Origin of the sequence: Sphingobacterium multivorum, assembly GCF_039511225.1 — a bacterium.
Taxonomy (GTDB): Bacteria; Bacteroidota; Bacteroidia; order Sphingobacteriales; family Sphingobacteriaceae; genus Sphingobacterium.
Map to the genome: position 1 here is coordinate 1,247,921 of NZ_CP154261.1, position 17,554 is coordinate 1,265,474.

Genomic DNA, 17,554 nt, shown 5'->3' on the forward strand with positions numbered 1-17,554 from the left:
GAAATTATGAACTCAAAGGCAGCAGAAATTGAAAGAGAAAACCCAATTATCGTGGGACTCGATATTGGTACTACCAAAATTTGTGTTACGGTTGGGAGACGTAGCTCAGGAAACAAAATTGAATTATTAGGTGTGGGGAAAGCGGACTCTGCCGGTGTAAGCCGCGGAGTAGTTGCTAATATCCAGAAAACTGTGGGGAGTATTTTAGAGGCTGTTGAGATAGCCGAAGCACAGTCCAATGTGGATATTAAAGTGGTGAACGTGGGGATTGCTGGCCAACACATCAAAAGTATTCAACACCGCGGAATATTTACCAAAACTGATGGTGACGACGAAATTATTCGACGCGATATCGAACGACTGATTTCGGATATGTATAAACTGGTACTGCCTCCAGGAGAAGAAATTATACATGTTTTACCACAGGAGTTTACGGTAGATAACGAGCCGGGTATTCGCGAACCAATCGGTATGGCAGGGCGTCGTATTGAAGCAAATTTCCATATTATATCGGGACGTGTAACTGATATTAAAAACATCAAAAAATGTATTGATAATTCCAATCTGGAAGTTGCTGAATTAATTCTCGAACCTTTAGCGTCTTCAGAAGCTGTATTGGATGAAGACGAAAAAAATGCTGGTGTTGTATTAGTAGATATCGGTGGTGGAACCACAGATGTTGCCATCTTCCATGAAGGAATTATTCGTCACACAGCCGTGATTCCTTTAGGCGGTAATATCGTCACAGAAGATATCCGTCAGGGATGTTCTGTTTTGCGTTCCCAAGCTGAATTGTTGAAAACTCGCTTTGGATCAGCTTTAGCCGATGAAAACAAAGAAAATGAGGTGATTTGCGTGCCCGGATTAAAAGGTCGTGAACCAAAAGAAATTTCTGTTAAAAACCTAGCTTATATCATCCAAGCTAGAATGGAGGAAATTATTGAGCATGTATATTATGAAATCAAATCTTCTGGATATGAAAATAAACTGATCGGTGGTATTGTAATTACCGGTGGTGGTGCTCAATTAAAACATCTGGTACAACTTGTTGAATATATTACTGGAATAGATTGTCGTATCGGATTTCCGAATGAATATCTTTCTAAGAATGAGGTTTTGCCAAAACCGTTGTTTGAAGAATTGAAAAGTCCGTTGTACGCAACGAGTATCGGCTTGTTGATCAAGGGAATCCAGTCACACGAGGAAGAGGAAGATAGCCGTAGAGAAATGCACACCCCATCTAAAAAAGTGCAGGCCGCTACAGTGACGACAAAAGAGGTTTCTGAACAGCAACAAAAGGAGCAAGGATTATTGTCATGGTTCAAACGTTTTATCAAAGACGGTAATGAAATCGATGACGCAAGTTTTTTAGATAAGAAGTAAGTTTTCCACAATAGTTGAAGTTTTCCACAATTTAACAAATGTGGAAAACTTTTGTTGAAATTATATTATTATTACATTACATATAGTGGGTTTGATTCGTTTTGATATCATCTTCATTGTAAGTTAAATAGGGATAAGTTATGTCAATACAGTTTGAAATGTTAAAAGAACAATCTTCAATAATCAAAGTTATTGGGGTTGGTGGTGGTGGCGGCAATGCCGTAAACCACATGTATAAACAAGGAATTAGTGGGGTAGATTTTATCGTGTGTAATACTGATGCGCAAGCATTGGAATTGAGCCCGATCCCAAATAAAGTTCAATTGGGGATAAGTCTGACCGAAGGAATGGGGGCAGGAGCAGATCCTGATGTAGGTGAAAATTCAGCGATCGAAAGTATTGAAGATATCAAACGTATGTTGGGTACCAATACCAAGATGTTGTTTATTACAGCTGGTATGGGCGGTGGAACTGGTACTGGTGCTAGTCCAGTATTGGCGAAAGCTGCCAAAGAATTGGGTATTTTAACTGTTGCGATTGTAACTACACCCTTTACGTTTGAAGGTAAACGCCGTCGTTCACAGGCGGAAGAAGGTTTATCTGAGTTACGTAAATATGTAGATTCTTATCTTGTGATTTCAAATGACCGCCTTCGTGAGATTTTTGGTAATTTGACGATGACTGCGGCTTTTGCAAAAGCCGATGATATATTGACTACCGCGGCAAAAGGTATCGCCGAAATTATAACTATCCCTGGTTATGTAAACGTCGATTTTAAAGATGTTCGCACTGTTATGAACGATAGTGGTGTTGCCATTATGGGGAATGCTGTTGCCGAAGGTGAAGATCGTGCATTACGTGCAGTGGAAGGTGCCTTAGCTTCTCCATTGTTGAAAGATAATGAGATTGAAGGTGCTCGCTATATTTTATTGAATATTACTTCTGGAACGAAAGAAGTAACTATGGATGAAGTTGCGATCATTACGGATTACATTCAGGAAAAAGCTGGTTTGTCAGCAGATTTAATCTGGGGTAACTGTATTGATGAGAATTTTGAAGACGAATTGTCAGTAACAATTATTGCCACTGGTTTTCAAACATCTGAAGAACGTGATAAAGAACGTGAAAATACAAAGGTGTCTATGCCCTTAACTGCTGAACCGGCTAATTCTTTTATCAAACCTGTTTCTCAGGTAGCGCCAAGAGAAGTTCCTGCTACGAATAGTTTCGTAACTCCGGTTCAACGTGTGGATACACCAGCACCTTCTACAAATACTTCTACTCCAAATAATTTGCAATCTGACTTGTTCACTTCTCCCAGAAATGCGGTACAACAACAGGTAGCTGTTGAGGAACCACAAGTAATACGTCATGATTTGGGCTTTGATGGTGGTTATGAAGAGGAAACTTCATTTGGAGATAGTGATTTTCAATTGAAAACCTCACCGTCAGTGTTTCAATTCCAGATGCCAACAGTGTTTGATTCTTACACAGCTCCTTCTGCGTCAGGATATGAGGAGAAACCTACATTTTCATCAAGTACAACAAATGAGCAAGTAGAAGTCCCTCAGGTAGAAGAAGAGCAAGTTTCGTTTGAAGATCAGCTGGTTCGTACAAAAGAACGCATCTTGCGTCTTAAAGAATTGAGCATGAAACTAAAATCTTCTAATGGTCTACATGAGTTGGAAAACGAGCCTGCTTATAAGCGGAAACAAATGTCATTGGAAGATACACCGCATTCTTCACAATCTCAGGTGTCTCGTTTTACACTTTCCTTTGAAGACGGAAATACTGAAATTAGACCGAACAATTCTTTTCTACATGATAATGTAGACTAATTGATTCACCATAAAATGACAAAAAGCCATCCAATCGGATGGCTTTTTTAGTATCTTTAAATACCGAAATAAGACAATTATACAAGCTATGACGACAAAATTAAATAACCCTGTATGGGTAATGAGTTCTGCATTTGATAAATTATCCTTACCAGAGTTGATTCAGACGACCAAAAGAATCGGAGCAGGGGGGATAGACCTTTGTGTGTTTAGAAAAGATGGGACCCGTGAAGATCATACCGCAACGCATTTGGATTATGATGATTTTACTCCTGCAAAAGCGAGGGAAATCATTGAGCTGTTCAATCAGGCTGATTTAAAACTTTCGCTTGGTGCTTTTGAAAATATGATTGGCGGAGATCCTGAGCAACGAGTGAAGAATCAAAATCATTTATTGAAATTGATCCGTATTGCACATTTGCTGGGAGGTGATACAAATAACGTTAAGGTAGGGACATTTGTGGGGTACAATCATGAATTGGGCAATCAAATTGATGGATTTCAGAAAAATCTTGAAGAATACAAGCGTGTATTTGCGCCCATTGTTAATTATGCAGAGAGTTTAGGTGTAACGATCCTTTATGAGAACTGCCCAATGGAAGGATGGCGCTCATCACGTTATAGCTCTACCTATAACAATCTTCCAGCAGTGCTTGCTGCTCGTAAATTAATGTATGCGATGATACCAAGTAAGGCTCATGGTGAGATCTATGATCCTTCACATGATGTCTGGCAAAATACAAACCCCATAGACGTTATTCGTAATACGGACATCACGCGCTTACAACGTATACATGTGAAGACTACGCGTAATCTACAGACTGCTGCACGTATTGATTGGGGTGGTATGTATCCCATGCAGCATGTTGACGCCGAATTGGCTAAAAAAGCGAATGTAAGTATACCGGGCCACGACTGGGATAGACATCATTACGAAGCTATGTTGCCAGGCTTTGGCGGATCTGACAGTATGGATTGGCGCGGGTTTGTTGACTTATTGCAAGAACGTGGTTTCAGTGGACCTTTTGAGATTGAAAATGAAGCTAAAAATTCGAAAGACACGGGTGATTTTTCTGCAACGGTTCAAGGCTTTACAACCTGTCTTAACTTTTTGGCACCGATGTTATGGGATTTAGAAGCAGAGGTGGGGTATTCTTATAAGAAATCTCAACCTTTAAAAGACCTGAACGTAAAAGATGTTCCTGTTGTTACGATGGATGAGTTAATTTAGTATGATAAAAATACACTCCAACAAAAATGACTAGTTGTTGGAGTGTATTCTAAAAAGTTCGATAAGTTCTGGAATATTAGAAACATTGAGCTTTTCAAAGATTCTGCTTTTATATGTGCTCACTGTCGAAGGGCTTAACTCCAACAAGCTGGATACTTCAATAATGCCCAGTCCCTTTATCAATTGCTTGGCAACGTCCACCTCTCTATTTGACAAACGTGCCAACGGATTTAGTTTCGTCAGTTCAGACTTGCTCTGCGTCAATTTTTGAATGTATAAGTCCTGTACATTGCTCGACATGTACTTCCCTCTATCCTGAATAGCCAAAATAGCATTGGAAAGTTCAGCCATTGCTGTTGTTTTATTGAGATACCCTACTGCTCCGGCTTCGATATAACGTAAAGCGTAAAGTGATTCGTCATAAGATGAGAAAATCAAAATTTTAACGCTTGGTCGAATTTGAAGGATTTCCTCCACGACACGTATATTATTTCCTCCCGGCATATTAATGTCCAATAATAATAGGTCGAAATCCTCTACCTTTATTTTTTCAAGAACCTCGTCAAAGGTTTCAGCTTGGAATATTTCTGCTTTTTGAAGAGTTTCTTTAATAATAACGGAGGCTCCTAATCGTACAATGCCGTGGTCGTCTGCTATAAGAATCTTTTTCATAGATACGCTATCTGATGCTTGGCTTTAATTACTGTATGAAATAAAGTACTAACAATATACAATATATCTTGATATTTTACTAGTTAACGGCCAAATATAAGAAATTAAGTTAACAAAAATTAGTGGAGTACGGGGTACACGTCTTTTTTATAAAATAGGGCAAAAGCTAGAAAATAGCGCACAATATGAGTTTAACGATAAAAAATTAGCATATTTTAATTAGATTTATGTGACAATTATTAGTTTTGTCATAATTCATGGACTAAAAAATTTAAATATGGGATTTTTAAAAGAGTTTAAAGAGTTTGCAATGCGCGGCAGCGTGGTTGATCTAGCTGTCGGTGTTGTCATCGGTGGAGCTTTTGGTAAAATTGTTACCTCATTGGTTGATGATATTATCATGCCGCCCATTGGTTATTTAACAGGTGGCGTTGATTTTTCATCCAAGAAATTGATCTTGAAAGCTGCTGATGAAGCTACTAAACAAGCTGAAGTATCTATTAATTATGGAAACTTTATTAATGTAGTTATACAATTTTTAATTGTAGCATTCTGTATTTTTTGTGTTATTAAGGCATTAAATTCATTGAAACGTAAAGAGGAAGCAGCTCCGGCGGCACCGGCAGCACCGACGAAAGAGGAAACACTTTTGACTGAGATCAGAGATATCCTGAAAAATAAATAGGGTAGGATAGATACTGCATTTTATAAAAATCAGTACAGTCAAGCTGTGCTGATTTTTATTTTATGGTACTTGGAAAATTGTTTTTTGAAGCTGTAGCTGAATAAATTAGCTTGTCCGCTTCACATTAACTTTAAATGTTCGTAATATTGTTTGTTTTTCTCTAAAATAAACTTTACTTTTGCATTCCTCTTGGGGAGTTTTGTATTAATTGAAGTAAGAACAAATTAGCATAATAGCGTCATGAAAAGAACATTTCAGCCATCGCAAAGAAAAAGAAGAAACAAACACGGTTTTAGAGAGCGCATGAGCTCTGCAAACGGTAGAAGAGTATTAGCTTCACGTAGAGCTAAAGGTAGAAAACGTCTTACAGTGTCTGACGAATACCGTCACAAAGGTTAATCTTTGACAAGGATCGGTGGCCGCTTATAAGAGCTTTTTCTAATAAGATTAAGTCATCGTATGAAAAATACATTTACAAAAGAAGAACGGTTATGTGCGAAAAGGCGTATTGATACGCTTTTTAAAAGCGGTTCTTCTTTTGTCTTGTATCCGTTTAGAGTTGTTTTTATCTTCGAGAAAAACACTGCGGCTGACGATATCCCCTCCAGTCAGTCTATTATTTCTGTATCCAAACGTAGGTTCAAAAGAGCAGTTGATCGCAATTCGATTAAGCGAATGATGCGTGAGAGTTACCGTTTACAAAAATCGAATGATTTGATTCCATTTTTGTTGGAACATAATGTAACTTTGTATTTAGCTATTCAATATGTAGGCAAGCAAATCTTAGCGTATGATATGTTTAGTGCCGCAATGAATAAAATGCTAAAAAAATTGCAGGATGAATGTGCTGAAGCTTATTTGGAAAAAGGGGATTAAGCCCCTGTTTAGTTTTATTTTCTTGGCTATTATCCGTTTCTACCAAGTTTTTATCTCACCATTTTTAGGCGCCAATTGTAGATACACGCCTACCTGTTCTCAGTACGGGAAGGACGCCATTCTGAAATATGGTCCTTTTAAAGGTGGATGGATGGCTTTGAAACGAATCGCACGTTGTAACCCCTGGGGTGGGCACGGACATGATCCTGTGCCTTGATTTCAATAATGACGATGAATAATTTAATTTTACAAATTGATACTTCAACCACGATTTGCTCGGTTGCTTTGAGTGAAAATGGTCAAACGCTACGGGTTATCGATCTCGATGAACCTAATGCTCATGCGGCTAAATTGACTATTTTGATCGCGGAAGTCCTTAAACAGACAAACCGAACGATGCAGGATTTAAGTGCTGTAGCGGTGAGCATGGGACCGGGCTCTTATACTGGTTTACGAATAGGGGTATCTACGGCTAAAGGTCTCTGTTATGCGTTAGATATACCTTTAATCGCTATTAATACGTTAGAAGCGTTGTTTCTAGGGTATAAGGGACAATTTGGTTCAACAGCAGGTGATGCTTATCTTCCTATGATCGATGCCCGCCGTATGGAAGTGTATACGGCAGTTTATGACCATAATGCTGCATTGGTGAAAGCGACATCAGCAGAAATTATCGATGTCGATTATTTCAATGAATTATTACAGAACTACCATCGTGTCCATTTATTTGGTTCGGGAGCCGATAAATTCGAAGATTTGTTCAGCGCATCGGATCGGGTGAATGTGCTTAGCGGGTTTAATGTTTCCGCAACTTTTCTATCGACGTTGGCCTTTGATAAATTTCAGCGGCAAGAGTTTGAGGATGTTGCGTATTTTGAGCCATTCTATCTTAAAGATTTTGTGGTTACCACGGCAAAGAAAAAGGTTGGCTTATTATAGCCAACCTTTTCTTTTGAACCACAGATAAATGGCAAGGGATATGGCGACCATGATCCCCATGGCCACTGGATATCCATAGTACCATTCCAGTTCGGGCATATTTTTGAAATTCATTCCATAAATTCCTGCCACAAAAGTGATGGGCATAAAAAATACGGAGAAAATTGTCAGGATACGCATAATCTCATTGGTGTGATTAGATGAGATGTTGAAATACACATTAAGCAGTTGAGCTACATTTTCCGATAAGTTTTCGTACAAGGTTGATGTCCGGACCTGCAGGTCTTTTAAATCCCGGGTATAGACATCTTTTTTTGACGAAGAATGGAAATGCTCGACGACCTCCCTGTAGAGAAAGATGACCTTTCGCGCAACATCAATCTGCCTTTTGATAAAATAAAGATTTTTCAGTATCGGCTGTTGTTTCATGCGTTTGAGGAATATCAATTCTTCGTAAGCATCGATTCGTGTTGAAAGTTGTTCTAACGTTTGGCTAAAGGTAAATACAGCCGCAGTCGTGATAAATACAGCCAGTTTACGACTATTTTTTGTCTTGATAGACGTGAATTCAATATTTTTAAGTTTTTCTAAAAACTCGATGCGACGTTTGTGTACCGTAATCACAAAATCACTTCCATAGAAGATGGTCAGGCGATCGGTGATTTCTCCGATACTGTCTGAATTTTCTTTAAAATTGTCCGACATGACACGAAGAATGACAAAAGTATAATTCTCAAATTCTTCAATTTTAGGTAGATGTTCTGGTTCTTTGGAATCCTTGATCGATGCTTCATTCAAATTGAAGCGCTCTTTGATGAAGGCGAAGTCTTCTGAGGTTGGCTCAGCTATATCTATCCATTCGTAGTTCGCGATTTCTTTTTCAACAATCGTTCTGACCATAAATCTAATTTTAGTAAGGACAAGATAAGAAAGAAAATAAAAAAAGCCATCAACTCAGTTGATGGCTTTCTTAAATTAGGATGATCTTCTATTTATTTGAAGATTTATATTCTTCATTTAACTGTTTAATTACTTCATTCGTGATTTCCAAAGATGGGTCTGCATACAATACTGTTGGGTTGGTCTTCGAATAGGTCAGCACCAGTTTGTAGCCATTTTCAGCAGCATGTTTTTTCAGGAATTCGGTAATTTTGTTATAAACATTGTTGAATTCTTCAGACTCGTCCTTTGCAATGGAAGAAGAAGCTGTTTGGTCTAAACGTGCAAGCTCATCTTGTTTACGCGCCAGTTTTTGTTCCGTAGCTTGTCTATCAGGAGCAGACATTGTGGCTGCATTTTTTTGATATTCGGCAACTTCGCGTTGGAAGGCAGTACTTTTAGATTGCAGATCTGTTTGTGCTTTCTTTACTTTGTTTTCAAGCTTTGACTTAATGTCCTTAAAATATTGATATTTTTCAGAAAGTGAATCCGAGTTTAAATAGACGATTTTATCTTTGTTACTTCCCTGACTTTCCTTGCTTACCGTATTAGAGTCATTTTTTGCAGGTTCGTTTGCTGTTTTTGCACCTTGATTACATGATGCAATAGTTCCAACCAATAAAAGGCCAAAGGAAACTTTCGATACAATTGAAAATATAGTATTCATTTTTTTGTTATTTGCAAGTTATTACTGAAAACAAACCTAACATAAAAAAATCGAAATTCTAGTTTTTAGTATTAAAAAAGTAAAATTATCCTATGTATCATTAATTCCGAATATCGGGTCAATACTTCCTTATAGACTTGATAAATCGGCCGAAATTTCGTATTTTTGAATATTACATTTAAGAGGTTTTCAATGAGCGAAGAAAATAAAAATGCATCCACCTATTCGGCCGATAATATTCAGGTATTAGAGGGTTTAGAGGCGGTTCGTAAGCGTCCATCCATGTATATTGGTGACACCGGTGTAAAAGGATTGCACCATTTGGTATACGAGGTAGTTGACAATTCAATCGATGAAGCTGTAGCGGGATATTGTACAGATATCTTCGTTACTATCCATAAAGATAATTCGATTTCTGTCCGCGATAACGGTCGTGGTATTCCCACAGGAATCAACAAAAAAGAGAATAAATCGGCCTTAGAGCTTGTAATGACCGTATTGCATGCTGGAGGTAAATTTGATAAGGATACATACAAGGTTTCTGGTGGTCTGCATGGTGTCGGTGTTTCCTGTGTGAATGCGTTGTCCACCCTTTTGAAGGCTGAGGTTCACCGCGATGGAAAAATTTTCCAGCAAGAATACCAAATTGGTAAGCCTTTATATGATGTAAAGGAAGTTGGTGTTTCGGATAAGACGGGTACTATTGTAACGTTCCATCCGGATGCGACAATTTTCACGCAGACAACTGTTTATAATTACGATACATTGGCAAATCGTCTTCGTGAGCTAGCATTTTTAAATAAAGGTGTAAGTTTGACGTTGAATGATGAGCGTGAAACAAATGAAGACGGTTCTGAAAAGAAAGAAACATTCTATTCGGAGGGCGGTCTTAAAGAATTTGTGAAATTTTTGGACGGTAACCGTCAGTCGTTGATCCCTGAACCAATTTATGTTGAAGGTGTAAAACAAGGTATCCCTGTTGAACTGGCTTTACAATATAACGATACCTATTCGGAGAATGTCCATTCTTATGTGAATAACATCAATACGATTGAAGGCGGCTCTCATGTTGCCGGTTTCCGTCGTGGTTTGACACGTACCTTGAAAGCGTATGCGGACAAGTCCGGTTTGCTTAAGAACTTAAAAGTGGAAATTACCGGTGATGACTTCCGTGAAGGATTAACAGCCGTTATTTCAGTCAAGGTTGCAGAACCTCAATTTGAAGGACAAACAAAAACAAAATTAGGAAACTCTGAAGTTATGGGGGCTGTAGATGTTGCCGTAGGTGAGATCTTAGGCGTCTATTTGGAAGAGAATCCACGCGAAGCTAAATCTATCGTTCAAAAGGTTGTCATTGCGGCTCAAGCACGTGCTGCTGCGCGTAAAGCCCGTGATCTGGTGCAACGTAAAACCGTTATGGGAGGCTCCGGACTTCCAGGTAAATTGGCCGATTGCCAAGACAATGATCCGACAAAGTGTGAGATCTATTTCGTCGAGGGGGATTCTGCGGGTGGTACTGCAAAGTCTGGTCGTGATAGAAAACATCAGGCAATCATGCCTTTACGTGGTAAGATCCTTAACGTCGAAAAAGCAATGGAACATAAGATCTACGAAAATGAGGAGATCAAGAACATGTTTACAGCTTTGGGAGTGAGTGTCGGTACTGCCGAAGATGCTAAGGCATTGAATCTTGAGAAATTACGTTATCACCGCATCATTATCATGACCGATGCCGATGTGGATGGGTCCCACATTACAACATTGATCCTGACGTTCTATTTCAGGTACATGAAGGAATTGATTGAAAGAGGATATGTCTATATCGCTACGCCGCCATTATATTTGGTTAAGAAAGGAAAAGAACATGAATATGCTTGGAATGAAGATCAACGTATCAATGCGATTCAGCGTTTGAAAGGGTCAGGTAAAGAAGATAGTGTACACGTACAACGTTATAAAGGTCTTGGAGAGATGAATGCTGAACAGTTATGGGATACCACCATGAACCCCGAGACGCGTACTTTAAGACAGGTGACGATTGAAAACGCTGCGGAATGTGACCGTATTTTCTCTATGCTAATGGGGGACGAAGTTGCACCACGTCGTGAATTTATTGAGAAAAATGCACGTTACGCTAAGATTGATATTTAATTGATCTTATCATAACAGAATAAAAAAGCCTGATAAAATTTTTTATCAGGCTTTTTTTATTCTGTTATATTTCCTAATTTCATACCAGTGAATCGTTTTTCTGCCGGGATAAAGGGTTCATCGCCTAGCAATTAGCCAATATTAATTAAAACCTATTATGAAATATTGTAGCAAAATTTTGCTCTTTATAGGTTGTTTTATTGGAATAACCTGCCAGGCGCAAACAAATGAAAAAATCGATTTCCAAGATTTATTTGAAAGCTTATCGGAAGAGTTCCCAGCGGACGCTGATTTGAGTGAATTCACTGAAAAGTGGTATCATTATCTCAAACACCCGATCGATCTCAACAAAACAGATGGAAGAGAACTCACAGAATTACAGTTTTTAGACCCTTTATTAATCGAGCATCTACTGGACCATAGAACCATTTCAGGAAATTTTATTGACGTACTCGAACTACAGTCTATTGAAGGGTTTAATGATCGTGTGATCAGTTTATTGTTACCTTTCGTGAGGGTAGGCGCGGGATCTTCTCTTGAGACCCTGAAATCGAGAAATTTTAAACAGGAATTTACGGTACGATATGCCCGGACACTCGAGAAAGCAAAAGGGTACCGTATAGTCGATACGACGAAGTCCCATTATCTCGGCGATGCCAATCGTTATGCTTTTAGGTATAGAGCCCAATTGAACGATGCAGTCCACCTCGCAGTCAATATGGAGAAAGATGCTGGGGAACCCTTTTTTAGGGATAAACAAAAAATGGGATTCGATTTCTATAGCCTAAGCATATCGATAAAGAATTTTGGCCGTTTCAGGAATATCTTAATCGGCGACTATGCTTTGCAATTTGGACAAGGGCTCAGCATGTGGAACGGTTTGAATTTTGGAAAAGGAGGACTGGTACAGCATACAGCAAGACAAGGGATTGGAGTAAAGTCATATACTTCCTTAAATGAAGCAAATTTTATGCGGGGTATTGCCGGGACACTACAGATCGGTCAATTTGAGATTACACCCTATATCTCCTACCAATCCATTGATGGAAAAGTTAACCTTATCGATTCTCCTGCAACGATTTCAACAATCGCGAGTACCGGACTGCATCGGACCGCAACCGAACAGCAATACCGTCATGCCGCATCTCAACTAGCCTATGGATTGAATCTATTGTGGCGCTATAAACGGATAAAAATAGGAATTCATTTCAATCAGACTCAATTGGATGCCTTTAAAACGAGAGGCAAAGCAATACGGCAAAAAGCGGACTTTGAAGGGGATTTGCTGCGAAATATAAGTTTATATGTAAACTATACGATTCGAAATGCTTATTTATTTGGTGAATATGCGAATAGTATCGACGGCGGTTCGGCATTGGTGGCAGGAGCTATCATAAGCTTACATCCACGTTTATCATCGGTAATATTGCTTCGGGACTACAAGAAGAATTTTCATACTTTTTATGGACAGGGATTTGGTGAATCGGATAATACCTCCAACGAGCAGGGGGCTTATGTGGGGTTAACATATCAATTGGGAAGAAAATTGCTCTGGTCCAATTATGCCGATATATTTCGTTTTCCCGGAGCAAAGTATCAGGCTGATACCCAATCTACTGGGGCCGATTTCTTTAGTCAGCTGAGTTACATGTGGCACAAGAAAGGCCAACTTTCGTTGCGCTATCGTAACCGATTGAAACAAGTGAACTACCAGGGAGAGGGGCAAACCGAGAATGGGCTTGTGAATACCGGTAAACAGCAGTTAAGGCTGGAATTTCATTATCGCTTAGGTTCAATGTGGACTATTCGCTCCCGTATAGAAGCCAATTTATTTCAAAAAGAGTATCAGGAAAATAGTTTCGGATACATGTTTTATCAAGATATATTCCGGAAGTCTACCACTGGAAGGTTCCAGTCGAATATGCGGATCGCGTATTTCGATGCGGCAAGTTATGATAATCGGATCTATGCTTATGAGCGGGATGTATTATATGCTTCGGGTTTTGGAATGTACAATACACGAGGATGGAGAATGTACTTGAATCTGCAATATCGGTTAAGTCGCCATCTTCAGGTATGGGCCAAATATGCGGTCTATTATTATCCGGGGCGAGAGCGTATTGGGACTGGATTGGACCAAATTGAGGGCAATAGAAAATCCGAGGTTAAGGTGCAGTTGCGGTGGCAGTTATGAAAGAGCTGAGTTTTACACAAAGATTAGAGCGGCTGCCTATTCTTAAGATAGCTGTCGTATATATTGTGACGCTTCTCTTCACCCCTAAATTACCGATGTCGCTTTCCTTATTTCACTATATACAGCAGGGATTGGTTGTGATGACTCTGTTAACGATGTTTAGTTATTTTTTTAAAGGTACGATTCGCAAATACGGGTATACCTGCGGATATTATGTGTCTGTTGTATTATTGGGGATTTTCCAATTTTGGCGCGAGGACCCTTTGGTTGCAATCGGTCATTTCTCCCATATAATGACAGATCGTTTTGTGGTCAAAATTATTGAAGAGCCCAAAGTGAAGCGTGGTATCGTTCGTTTTTCTACAGAGGTAATAGGGGCTTACCAAAAAGGTGAATTTATAGAAACGACAGGTAGACTTATGTTATCCCTAAAATCCAGCCAGAAGAATGCGCTGCAGTTTGGTGACCTACTGTGGTTAAAAGGTCAGCCCCAAGAAATAGCTCCGCCATTCAATCCAATGGAGTTTGATTATAGGGCGTATTTGAAAAGGCAGCATGTCTACCATGAACTTTTCGCAGTCTCTGGTCAATATAAGCTGATCAGCCGGCAAGAAACAACGACTTTTTCGTTGATTGCGCTCGCTTTACAAATGAGAAGATATTTTTTGCTCAAGCTTCGACCCCATATTAAAGGGGATGAGAACTTTGCGATTGCGTCAGCTTTATTATATGGTTCCCGGAGCGATATCAGTGCCGAAAGCATACAGGCCTTCACTAATACGGGAACGATACATGTGTTAAGTGTATCGGGAATGCATGTTGCTGTTTTATTCGGGTTTTTATCCCTTATTTTCAAACGAATTGCTTGGCCTTCCTATCTCAGATGGTTGCCACTAATTTTGTTATTGAGTATGATCTGGATATATGCTTTTATTGCAGGTCTTGATCCGCCCATTACGCGGGCGGCTATTATGATTAGTTTTGTACTCTGTGCAAAGCATTTTAAACGAGGCTTTTCAACGCTCAATTCGCTTATTATTGCCGCAGTATTGATTCTGCTGGTCGTTCCAAGGGCGGTTGCTGATGTGGGATTTCAACTGTCTTTTCTAGCGGTTTTAGGTATGATTGTATGTTCGCCGCTTGTCGAGGAACTTCTTCCTGTCAAAAGACCGATATTGCGGCTTTTGAGAGATACACTGGCGGTGTCTATCGCCGCGCAAATCCTGACAACGCCACTGAGCCTTTATTATTTTGGACAGTTTCCAACTTATTTTCTGGTAGCTAACTTATTAGTCGATTTTCCTTCAACCCTAGCGATGTATCTCGGTTTTATCATGACAATTAGTCCAATGGAAGGGCTTAACGATTTAATGGGTTTCCTCTTGGAGCATCTCATTGCCTTCATCTTATACGGATTGAAACATATTGACCATTGGGCTTTTTCAACAATAAAAGTTTATCCTATGGGGCTGGAGCTCCTATTTTTGACCTATTTTGCACTGTTTTCTTGTTTATATGCTTTTCAGTGGAAAGATAAAAAATACGTTTGGTTAGGGGGATGCTGTGCAATTGGAATGCTATTGATCACTGTGCAAAAACGCTTAGAAAATAAAGATGCAGAACGATTTCGGGTCTATAATACGAAACAAGAGTTGACGATCGGTTATTTCAAAGGTGGGCGCGGTATCATTTACAGCACATTTGATTCTTTGCAAGCCCGGGGCTTGCAATATGCATGTGGAAGAGAAATTCAATTATTGACAAAAAAAGAAGTTCAGTTTGTGGCTTTGAATGGCCGGGAGCGTAAAAACTATCTTGTTACGCTCCCCTTGGGTAAAATAGCTATTCTATCACATACGCAAGGGAAAATGCCACATGCTGACCTCGTTATCTTTAGGAAAAATATATTAGATGGTTTACCCCGATTATTGAAGCAAATTAGGCCAAAACTTGTTATAATGGATGGATCCAATTCAATGGAACAATCGCTGCAAACTCAACACATGTTAGATAGTTTGGGTGTACAGAATTATCTCATGAAAGATAATTTTGCGTATGTTTGGGATAAGGAGAATTTATGACGCAAGATAGTATATCAATCTTAAGGCAATACTGGGGATTCGAATCATTTAGACCCTTGCAGGAAGAAATTATTCAATCGGTCATTTCAGGTAAAGATACCTTGGCTTTATTGCCGACTGGCGGCGGAAAGTCGATCTGTTTTCAAGTACCTGCCTTGATGCGAGAAGGGATTTGTATTGTCGTAACACCGCTTATTGCATTGATGAAAGATCAGGTTGAGCATTTGAAAAAAAATGGAATTCAGGCGGTCGCAATTTATGCTGGAATGCGGAAGAGGGAAGTGGATATTACCCTGGATAATTGCGTCTATGGGCAAATAAAATTTCTCTATCTTTCTCCGGAAAGATTGTACAATGATATGGTAAGGGAGCGCATACGGTTTATGAATGTAAATCTATTTGCCATAGATGAAGCACATTGTATTTCTCAATGGGGATATGATTTTAGGCCGCCCTATTTAGAACTCGCTAAGTTGCGGGAACTGCATCCCCAGGTCCCTTTTCTAGCTCTTACGGCGACCGCAACGGAGCGTGTCATCAGTGATATTCAGCAGAAACTGAATTTTCCGAAAGAAAATGTATTTGTCAAAAGCTTTCTTCGCGAAAATCTGGCTTATATGGCCATTGAAGAAGAGGATAAGATGGGACGTATGGTGCGGATTATACATAAGTTGGGCGGATCCGGGATTGTCTATGTCAGAAACCGGCGAGAAACGCAGGAGATAGCCCGTATTTTGGTCAATAACGGCATTTCGGCAGATTATTACCATGCCGGACTTTCGGGGCAGGAACGGGATCAGAAACAGCACGGGTGGATGACAAATGTTGTTCGAGTAATTGTAGCTACAAATGCCTTTGGGATGGGAATTGATAAACCCGACGTGCGTTTTGTGATTCATCTCGATTTGCCCGATTCGTTGGAGGCCTATTATCAAGAAGCCGGTAGGGCAGGACGAGATGGCAAGAAGGCCTATCCCGTTATTCTTTATCAAAAGACAGATGAGCAAAAACTTGTCGATAATTTGCAAGCTAGTTTTCCTGATATTCCATTTATTCAACAGACCTATCATTACCTTTGTAATCATTTTCAGATTCCCTATGGTGCTGGAGAAGGAGTGACTGTAGATTTTGATGTTGTTGCTTTTGCCAAAAAATATCAGCTGCCATTGGTTCCCGTTATGAATGCGCTGAAGTTTCTGGAACGGGACACTTGGTTGGTTTTGTCAGAAGCTATAACAATACCCTCACGCTTTAAGTTTGAAATTGATAGCGCCGAATTGTATAAAGTTCAGGTGCAGTATGTCAAATATGATAAGCTCATTAAGGCTATTTTGCGTAGCTATGGAGGCGTATTTGAAAATTATATTCTCATCAATGAATATGAATTTGCGCGTAAGTTGGGTCTGCCTTATGATCGTGTTGTCGAGCTGTTGAAGTCGTTAGAGTTGTTGGAAATAGCGAGTTATCTACCTTCTACAGATGCGCCACAATTGACCTTTTTGCAGAACCGCGTCGATTACAAACACCTGCATATCGATCATATTTTTATTCGCGATCGCCATCAGGTGAAAGAAGAAGAAGTCAATGGCATGATCGGTTACATTGAACATAGCAATTGCCGCAGTCAGTCACTATTGTTATATTTTGGCGAGAAAAATGCGGGGTTCTGTGAAGTATGCGATTTATGTCTGATCCGCAATCATCAGGAAAAGCAGCGGGCAGATATTAAAGCAGAAATCAAAAGCAGTTTGCTCGCTGGAGCTAAAAATATCCACGATTTGATTGGTAGCTTAACGATAGGTACCGAAAAGAAAAGAATAGAAATCATCCGTGATCTCTTAGATGCGGAAAAAATCCGCTTGGAGGATAATCTCTATTCTTGGAATACCTTGTTTTAA

15 protein-coding genes are annotated in these 17,554 nt (G+C 39.5%); 12 read left to right on the forward strand and 3 right to left on the reverse strand.

What is annotated here, in order from left to right; genetic code table 11:
* Positions 1-6: 6 nt before the first annotated feature.
* From ftsA to AAH582_RS05035, 3 genes are all read left to right on the forward strand, one after another.
* Positions 7-1,383 (forward strand): cell division protein FtsA, encoded by a 1,377-nt coding sequence (ftsA, locus tag AAH582_RS05025; protein ID WP_046673975.1) that lies wholly within the window; start codon positions 7-9, stop codon positions 1,381-1,383.
* A 140-nt stretch (positions 1,384-1,523) separates the two neighbouring features.
* Positions 1,524-3,221, forward strand: coding sequence for a cell division protein FtsZ (gene ftsZ, locus AAH582_RS05030; protein WP_046673976.1), 1,698 nt, complete (start codon positions 1,524-1,526; stop codon positions 3,219-3,221).
* Between the two features lie 88 nt (positions 3,222-3,309).
* Entirely contained in the window at positions 3,310-4,452 is a 1,143-nt protein-coding gene (locus AAH582_RS05035) for a sugar phosphate isomerase/epimerase family protein (protein ID WP_343321362.1), read from the forward strand.
* A 30-nt stretch (positions 4,453-4,482) separates the two neighbouring features.
* On the opposite strand, the gene AAH582_RS05040 is transcribed toward AAH582_RS05035, so the two are convergent.
* The gene (locus AAH582_RS05040) at positions 4,483-5,124 is read right to left on the reverse strand and encodes a response regulator transcription factor (protein WP_343321363.1); all 642 of its coding nucleotides are present in this window, start codon (positions 5,122-5,124) and stop codon (positions 4,483-4,485) included.
* A gap of 277 nt (positions 5,125-5,401) precedes the next feature.
* Between AAH582_RS05040 and mscL the strand changes: the two genes are divergently transcribed.
* The 5 genes from mscL (at position 5,402) to tsaB (ending at position 7,624) form a co-directional block, all read left to right on the forward strand.
* Positions 5,402-5,809 (forward strand): large-conductance mechanosensitive channel protein MscL, encoded by a 408-nt coding sequence (gene mscL / locus AAH582_RS05045; RefSeq protein WP_046673978.1) that lies wholly within the window; start codon positions 5,402-5,404, stop codon positions 5,807-5,809.
* 240 nt (positions 5,810-6,049) lie between these two features.
* A complete protein-coding gene (gene rpmH / locus AAH582_RS05050; RefSeq protein WP_075991291.1) occupies positions 6,050-6,208 on the forward strand; it encodes a 50S ribosomal protein L34 in 159 nt (52 codons plus the stop codon).
* Positions 6,209-6,268: 60 nt separating this feature from the next.
* Entirely contained in the window at positions 6,269-6,685 is a 417-nt protein-coding gene (locus AAH582_RS05055) for a ribonuclease P protein component (protein ID WP_046673979.1), read from the forward strand.
* Entirely contained in the window at positions 6,648-6,902 is a 255-nt protein-coding gene (gene yidD / locus AAH582_RS05060; protein WP_084823159.1) for a membrane protein insertion efficiency factor YidD, read from the forward strand. The genes AAH582_RS05055 and yidD overlap by 38 nt, the downstream gene beginning before the upstream one ends.
* A 14-nt stretch (positions 6,903-6,916) precedes the next feature.
* Positions 6,917-7,624, forward strand: coding sequence for a tRNA (adenosine(37)-N6)-threonylcarbamoyltransferase complex dimerization subunit type 1 TsaB (gene tsaB / locus AAH582_RS05065; protein ID WP_343321364.1), 708 nt, complete (start codon positions 6,917-6,919; stop codon positions 7,622-7,624).
* Here tsaB and AAH582_RS05070 read toward each other — a convergent pair.
* Complete coding sequence (locus tag AAH582_RS05070; protein ID WP_046673980.1) at positions 7,619-8,524, reverse strand: magnesium transporter CorA family protein; 906 nt, start codon at positions 8,522-8,524, stop codon at positions 7,619-7,621. The two genes, tsaB and AAH582_RS05070, sit on opposite strands and share 6 nt — an antisense overlap.
* Positions 8,525-8,612: 88 nt before the next feature.
* Positions 8,613-9,230 carry an OmpH family outer membrane protein gene (locus AAH582_RS05075; protein ID WP_046673981.1) on the reverse strand — a complete coding sequence of 206 codons (618 nt, stop codon included), beginning with the start codon at positions 9,228-9,230 and terminating at the stop codon, positions 8,613-8,615.
* Positions 9,231-9,422: 192 nt separating this feature from the next.
* Between AAH582_RS05075 and gyrB the strand changes: the two genes are divergently transcribed.
* The 4 genes from gyrB to AAH582_RS05095 all read left to right on the forward strand — a co-directional run bounded on the left by gyrB (position 9,423) and on the right by AAH582_RS05095 (position 17,554).
* Positions 9,423-11,381: a DNA topoisomerase (ATP-hydrolyzing) subunit B gene (gene gyrB, locus AAH582_RS05080; RefSeq protein ID WP_046673982.1), complete on the forward strand. Its 1,959-nt coding sequence runs from the start codon at positions 9,423-9,425 to the stop codon at positions 11,379-11,381.
* A gap of 157 nt (positions 11,382-11,538) precedes the next feature.
* Positions 11,539-13,575 (forward strand): hypothetical protein, encoded by a 2,037-nt coding sequence (locus AAH582_RS05085; RefSeq protein WP_343321365.1) that lies wholly within the window; start codon positions 11,539-11,541, stop codon positions 13,573-13,575.
* Entirely contained in the window at positions 13,572-15,656 is a 2,085-nt protein-coding gene (locus tag AAH582_RS05090; RefSeq protein WP_343321366.1) for a ComEC/Rec2 family competence protein, read from the forward strand. Before AAH582_RS05085 ends, AAH582_RS05090 begins: the two co-directional genes overlap by 4 nt.
* On the forward strand, positions 15,653-17,554 hold the full coding sequence (locus AAH582_RS05095; protein ID WP_046673985.1) for a RecQ family ATP-dependent DNA helicase: 1,902 nt from the start codon (positions 15,653-15,655) through the stop codon (positions 17,552-17,554). The genes AAH582_RS05090 and AAH582_RS05095 overlap by 4 nt, the downstream gene beginning before the upstream one ends.

Excerpts from the sequence above, each read along its gene's own strand:
- ftsA (WP_046673975.1), top strand. The coding sequence starts at position 7 with ATGAACTCAAAGGCAGCAGAAATTGAAAGAGAAAACCCAATTATCGTG.
- ftsZ (WP_046673976.1), top strand. The coding sequence starts at position 1,524 with ATGTCAATACAGTTTGAAATGTTAAAAGAACAATCTTCAATAATCAAA.
- AAH582_RS05035 (WP_343321362.1), top strand. The coding sequence starts at position 3,310 with ATGACGACAAAATTAAATAACCCTGTATGGGTAATGAGTTCTGCATTT.
- AAH582_RS05040 (WP_343321363.1), bottom strand. The coding sequence starts at position 5,124 with ATGAAAAAGATTCTTATAGCAGACGACCACGGCATTGTACGATTAGGA.
- mscL (WP_046673978.1), top strand. The coding sequence starts at position 5,402 with ATGGGATTTTTAAAAGAGTTTAAAGAGTTTGCAATGCGCGGCAGCGTG.
- rpmH (WP_075991291.1), top strand. The coding sequence starts at position 6,050 with ATGAAAAGAACATTTCAGCCATCGCAAAGAAAAAGAAGAAACAAACAC.
- AAH582_RS05055 (WP_046673979.1), top strand. The coding sequence starts at position 6,269 with ATGAAAAATACATTTACAAAAGAAGAACGGTTATGTGCGAAAAGGCGT.
- yidD (WP_084823159.1), top strand. The coding sequence starts at position 6,648 with ATGAATGTGCTGAAGCTTATTTGGAAAAAGGGGATTAAGCCCCTGTTT.
- tsaB (WP_343321364.1), top strand. The coding sequence starts at position 6,917 with ATGAATAATTTAATTTTACAAATTGATACTTCAACCACGATTTGCTCG.
- AAH582_RS05070 (WP_046673980.1), bottom strand. The coding sequence starts at position 8,524 with ATGGTCAGAACGATTGTTGAAAAAGAAATCGCGAACTACGAATGGATA.
- AAH582_RS05075 (WP_046673981.1), bottom strand. The coding sequence starts at position 9,230 with ATGAATACTATATTTTCAATTGTATCGAAAGTTTCCTTTGGCCTTTTA.
- gyrB (WP_046673982.1), top strand. The coding sequence starts at position 9,423 with ATGAGCGAAGAAAATAAAAATGCATCCACCTATTCGGCCGATAATATT.
- AAH582_RS05085 (WP_343321365.1), top strand. The coding sequence starts at position 11,539 with ATGAAATATTGTAGCAAAATTTTGCTCTTTATAGGTTGTTTTATTGGA.
- AAH582_RS05090 (WP_343321366.1), top strand. The coding sequence starts at position 13,572 with ATGAAAGAGCTGAGTTTTACACAAAGATTAGAGCGGCTGCCTATTCTT.
- AAH582_RS05095 (WP_046673985.1), top strand. The coding sequence starts at position 15,653 with ATGACGCAAGATAGTATATCAATCTTAAGGCAATACTGGGGATTCGAA.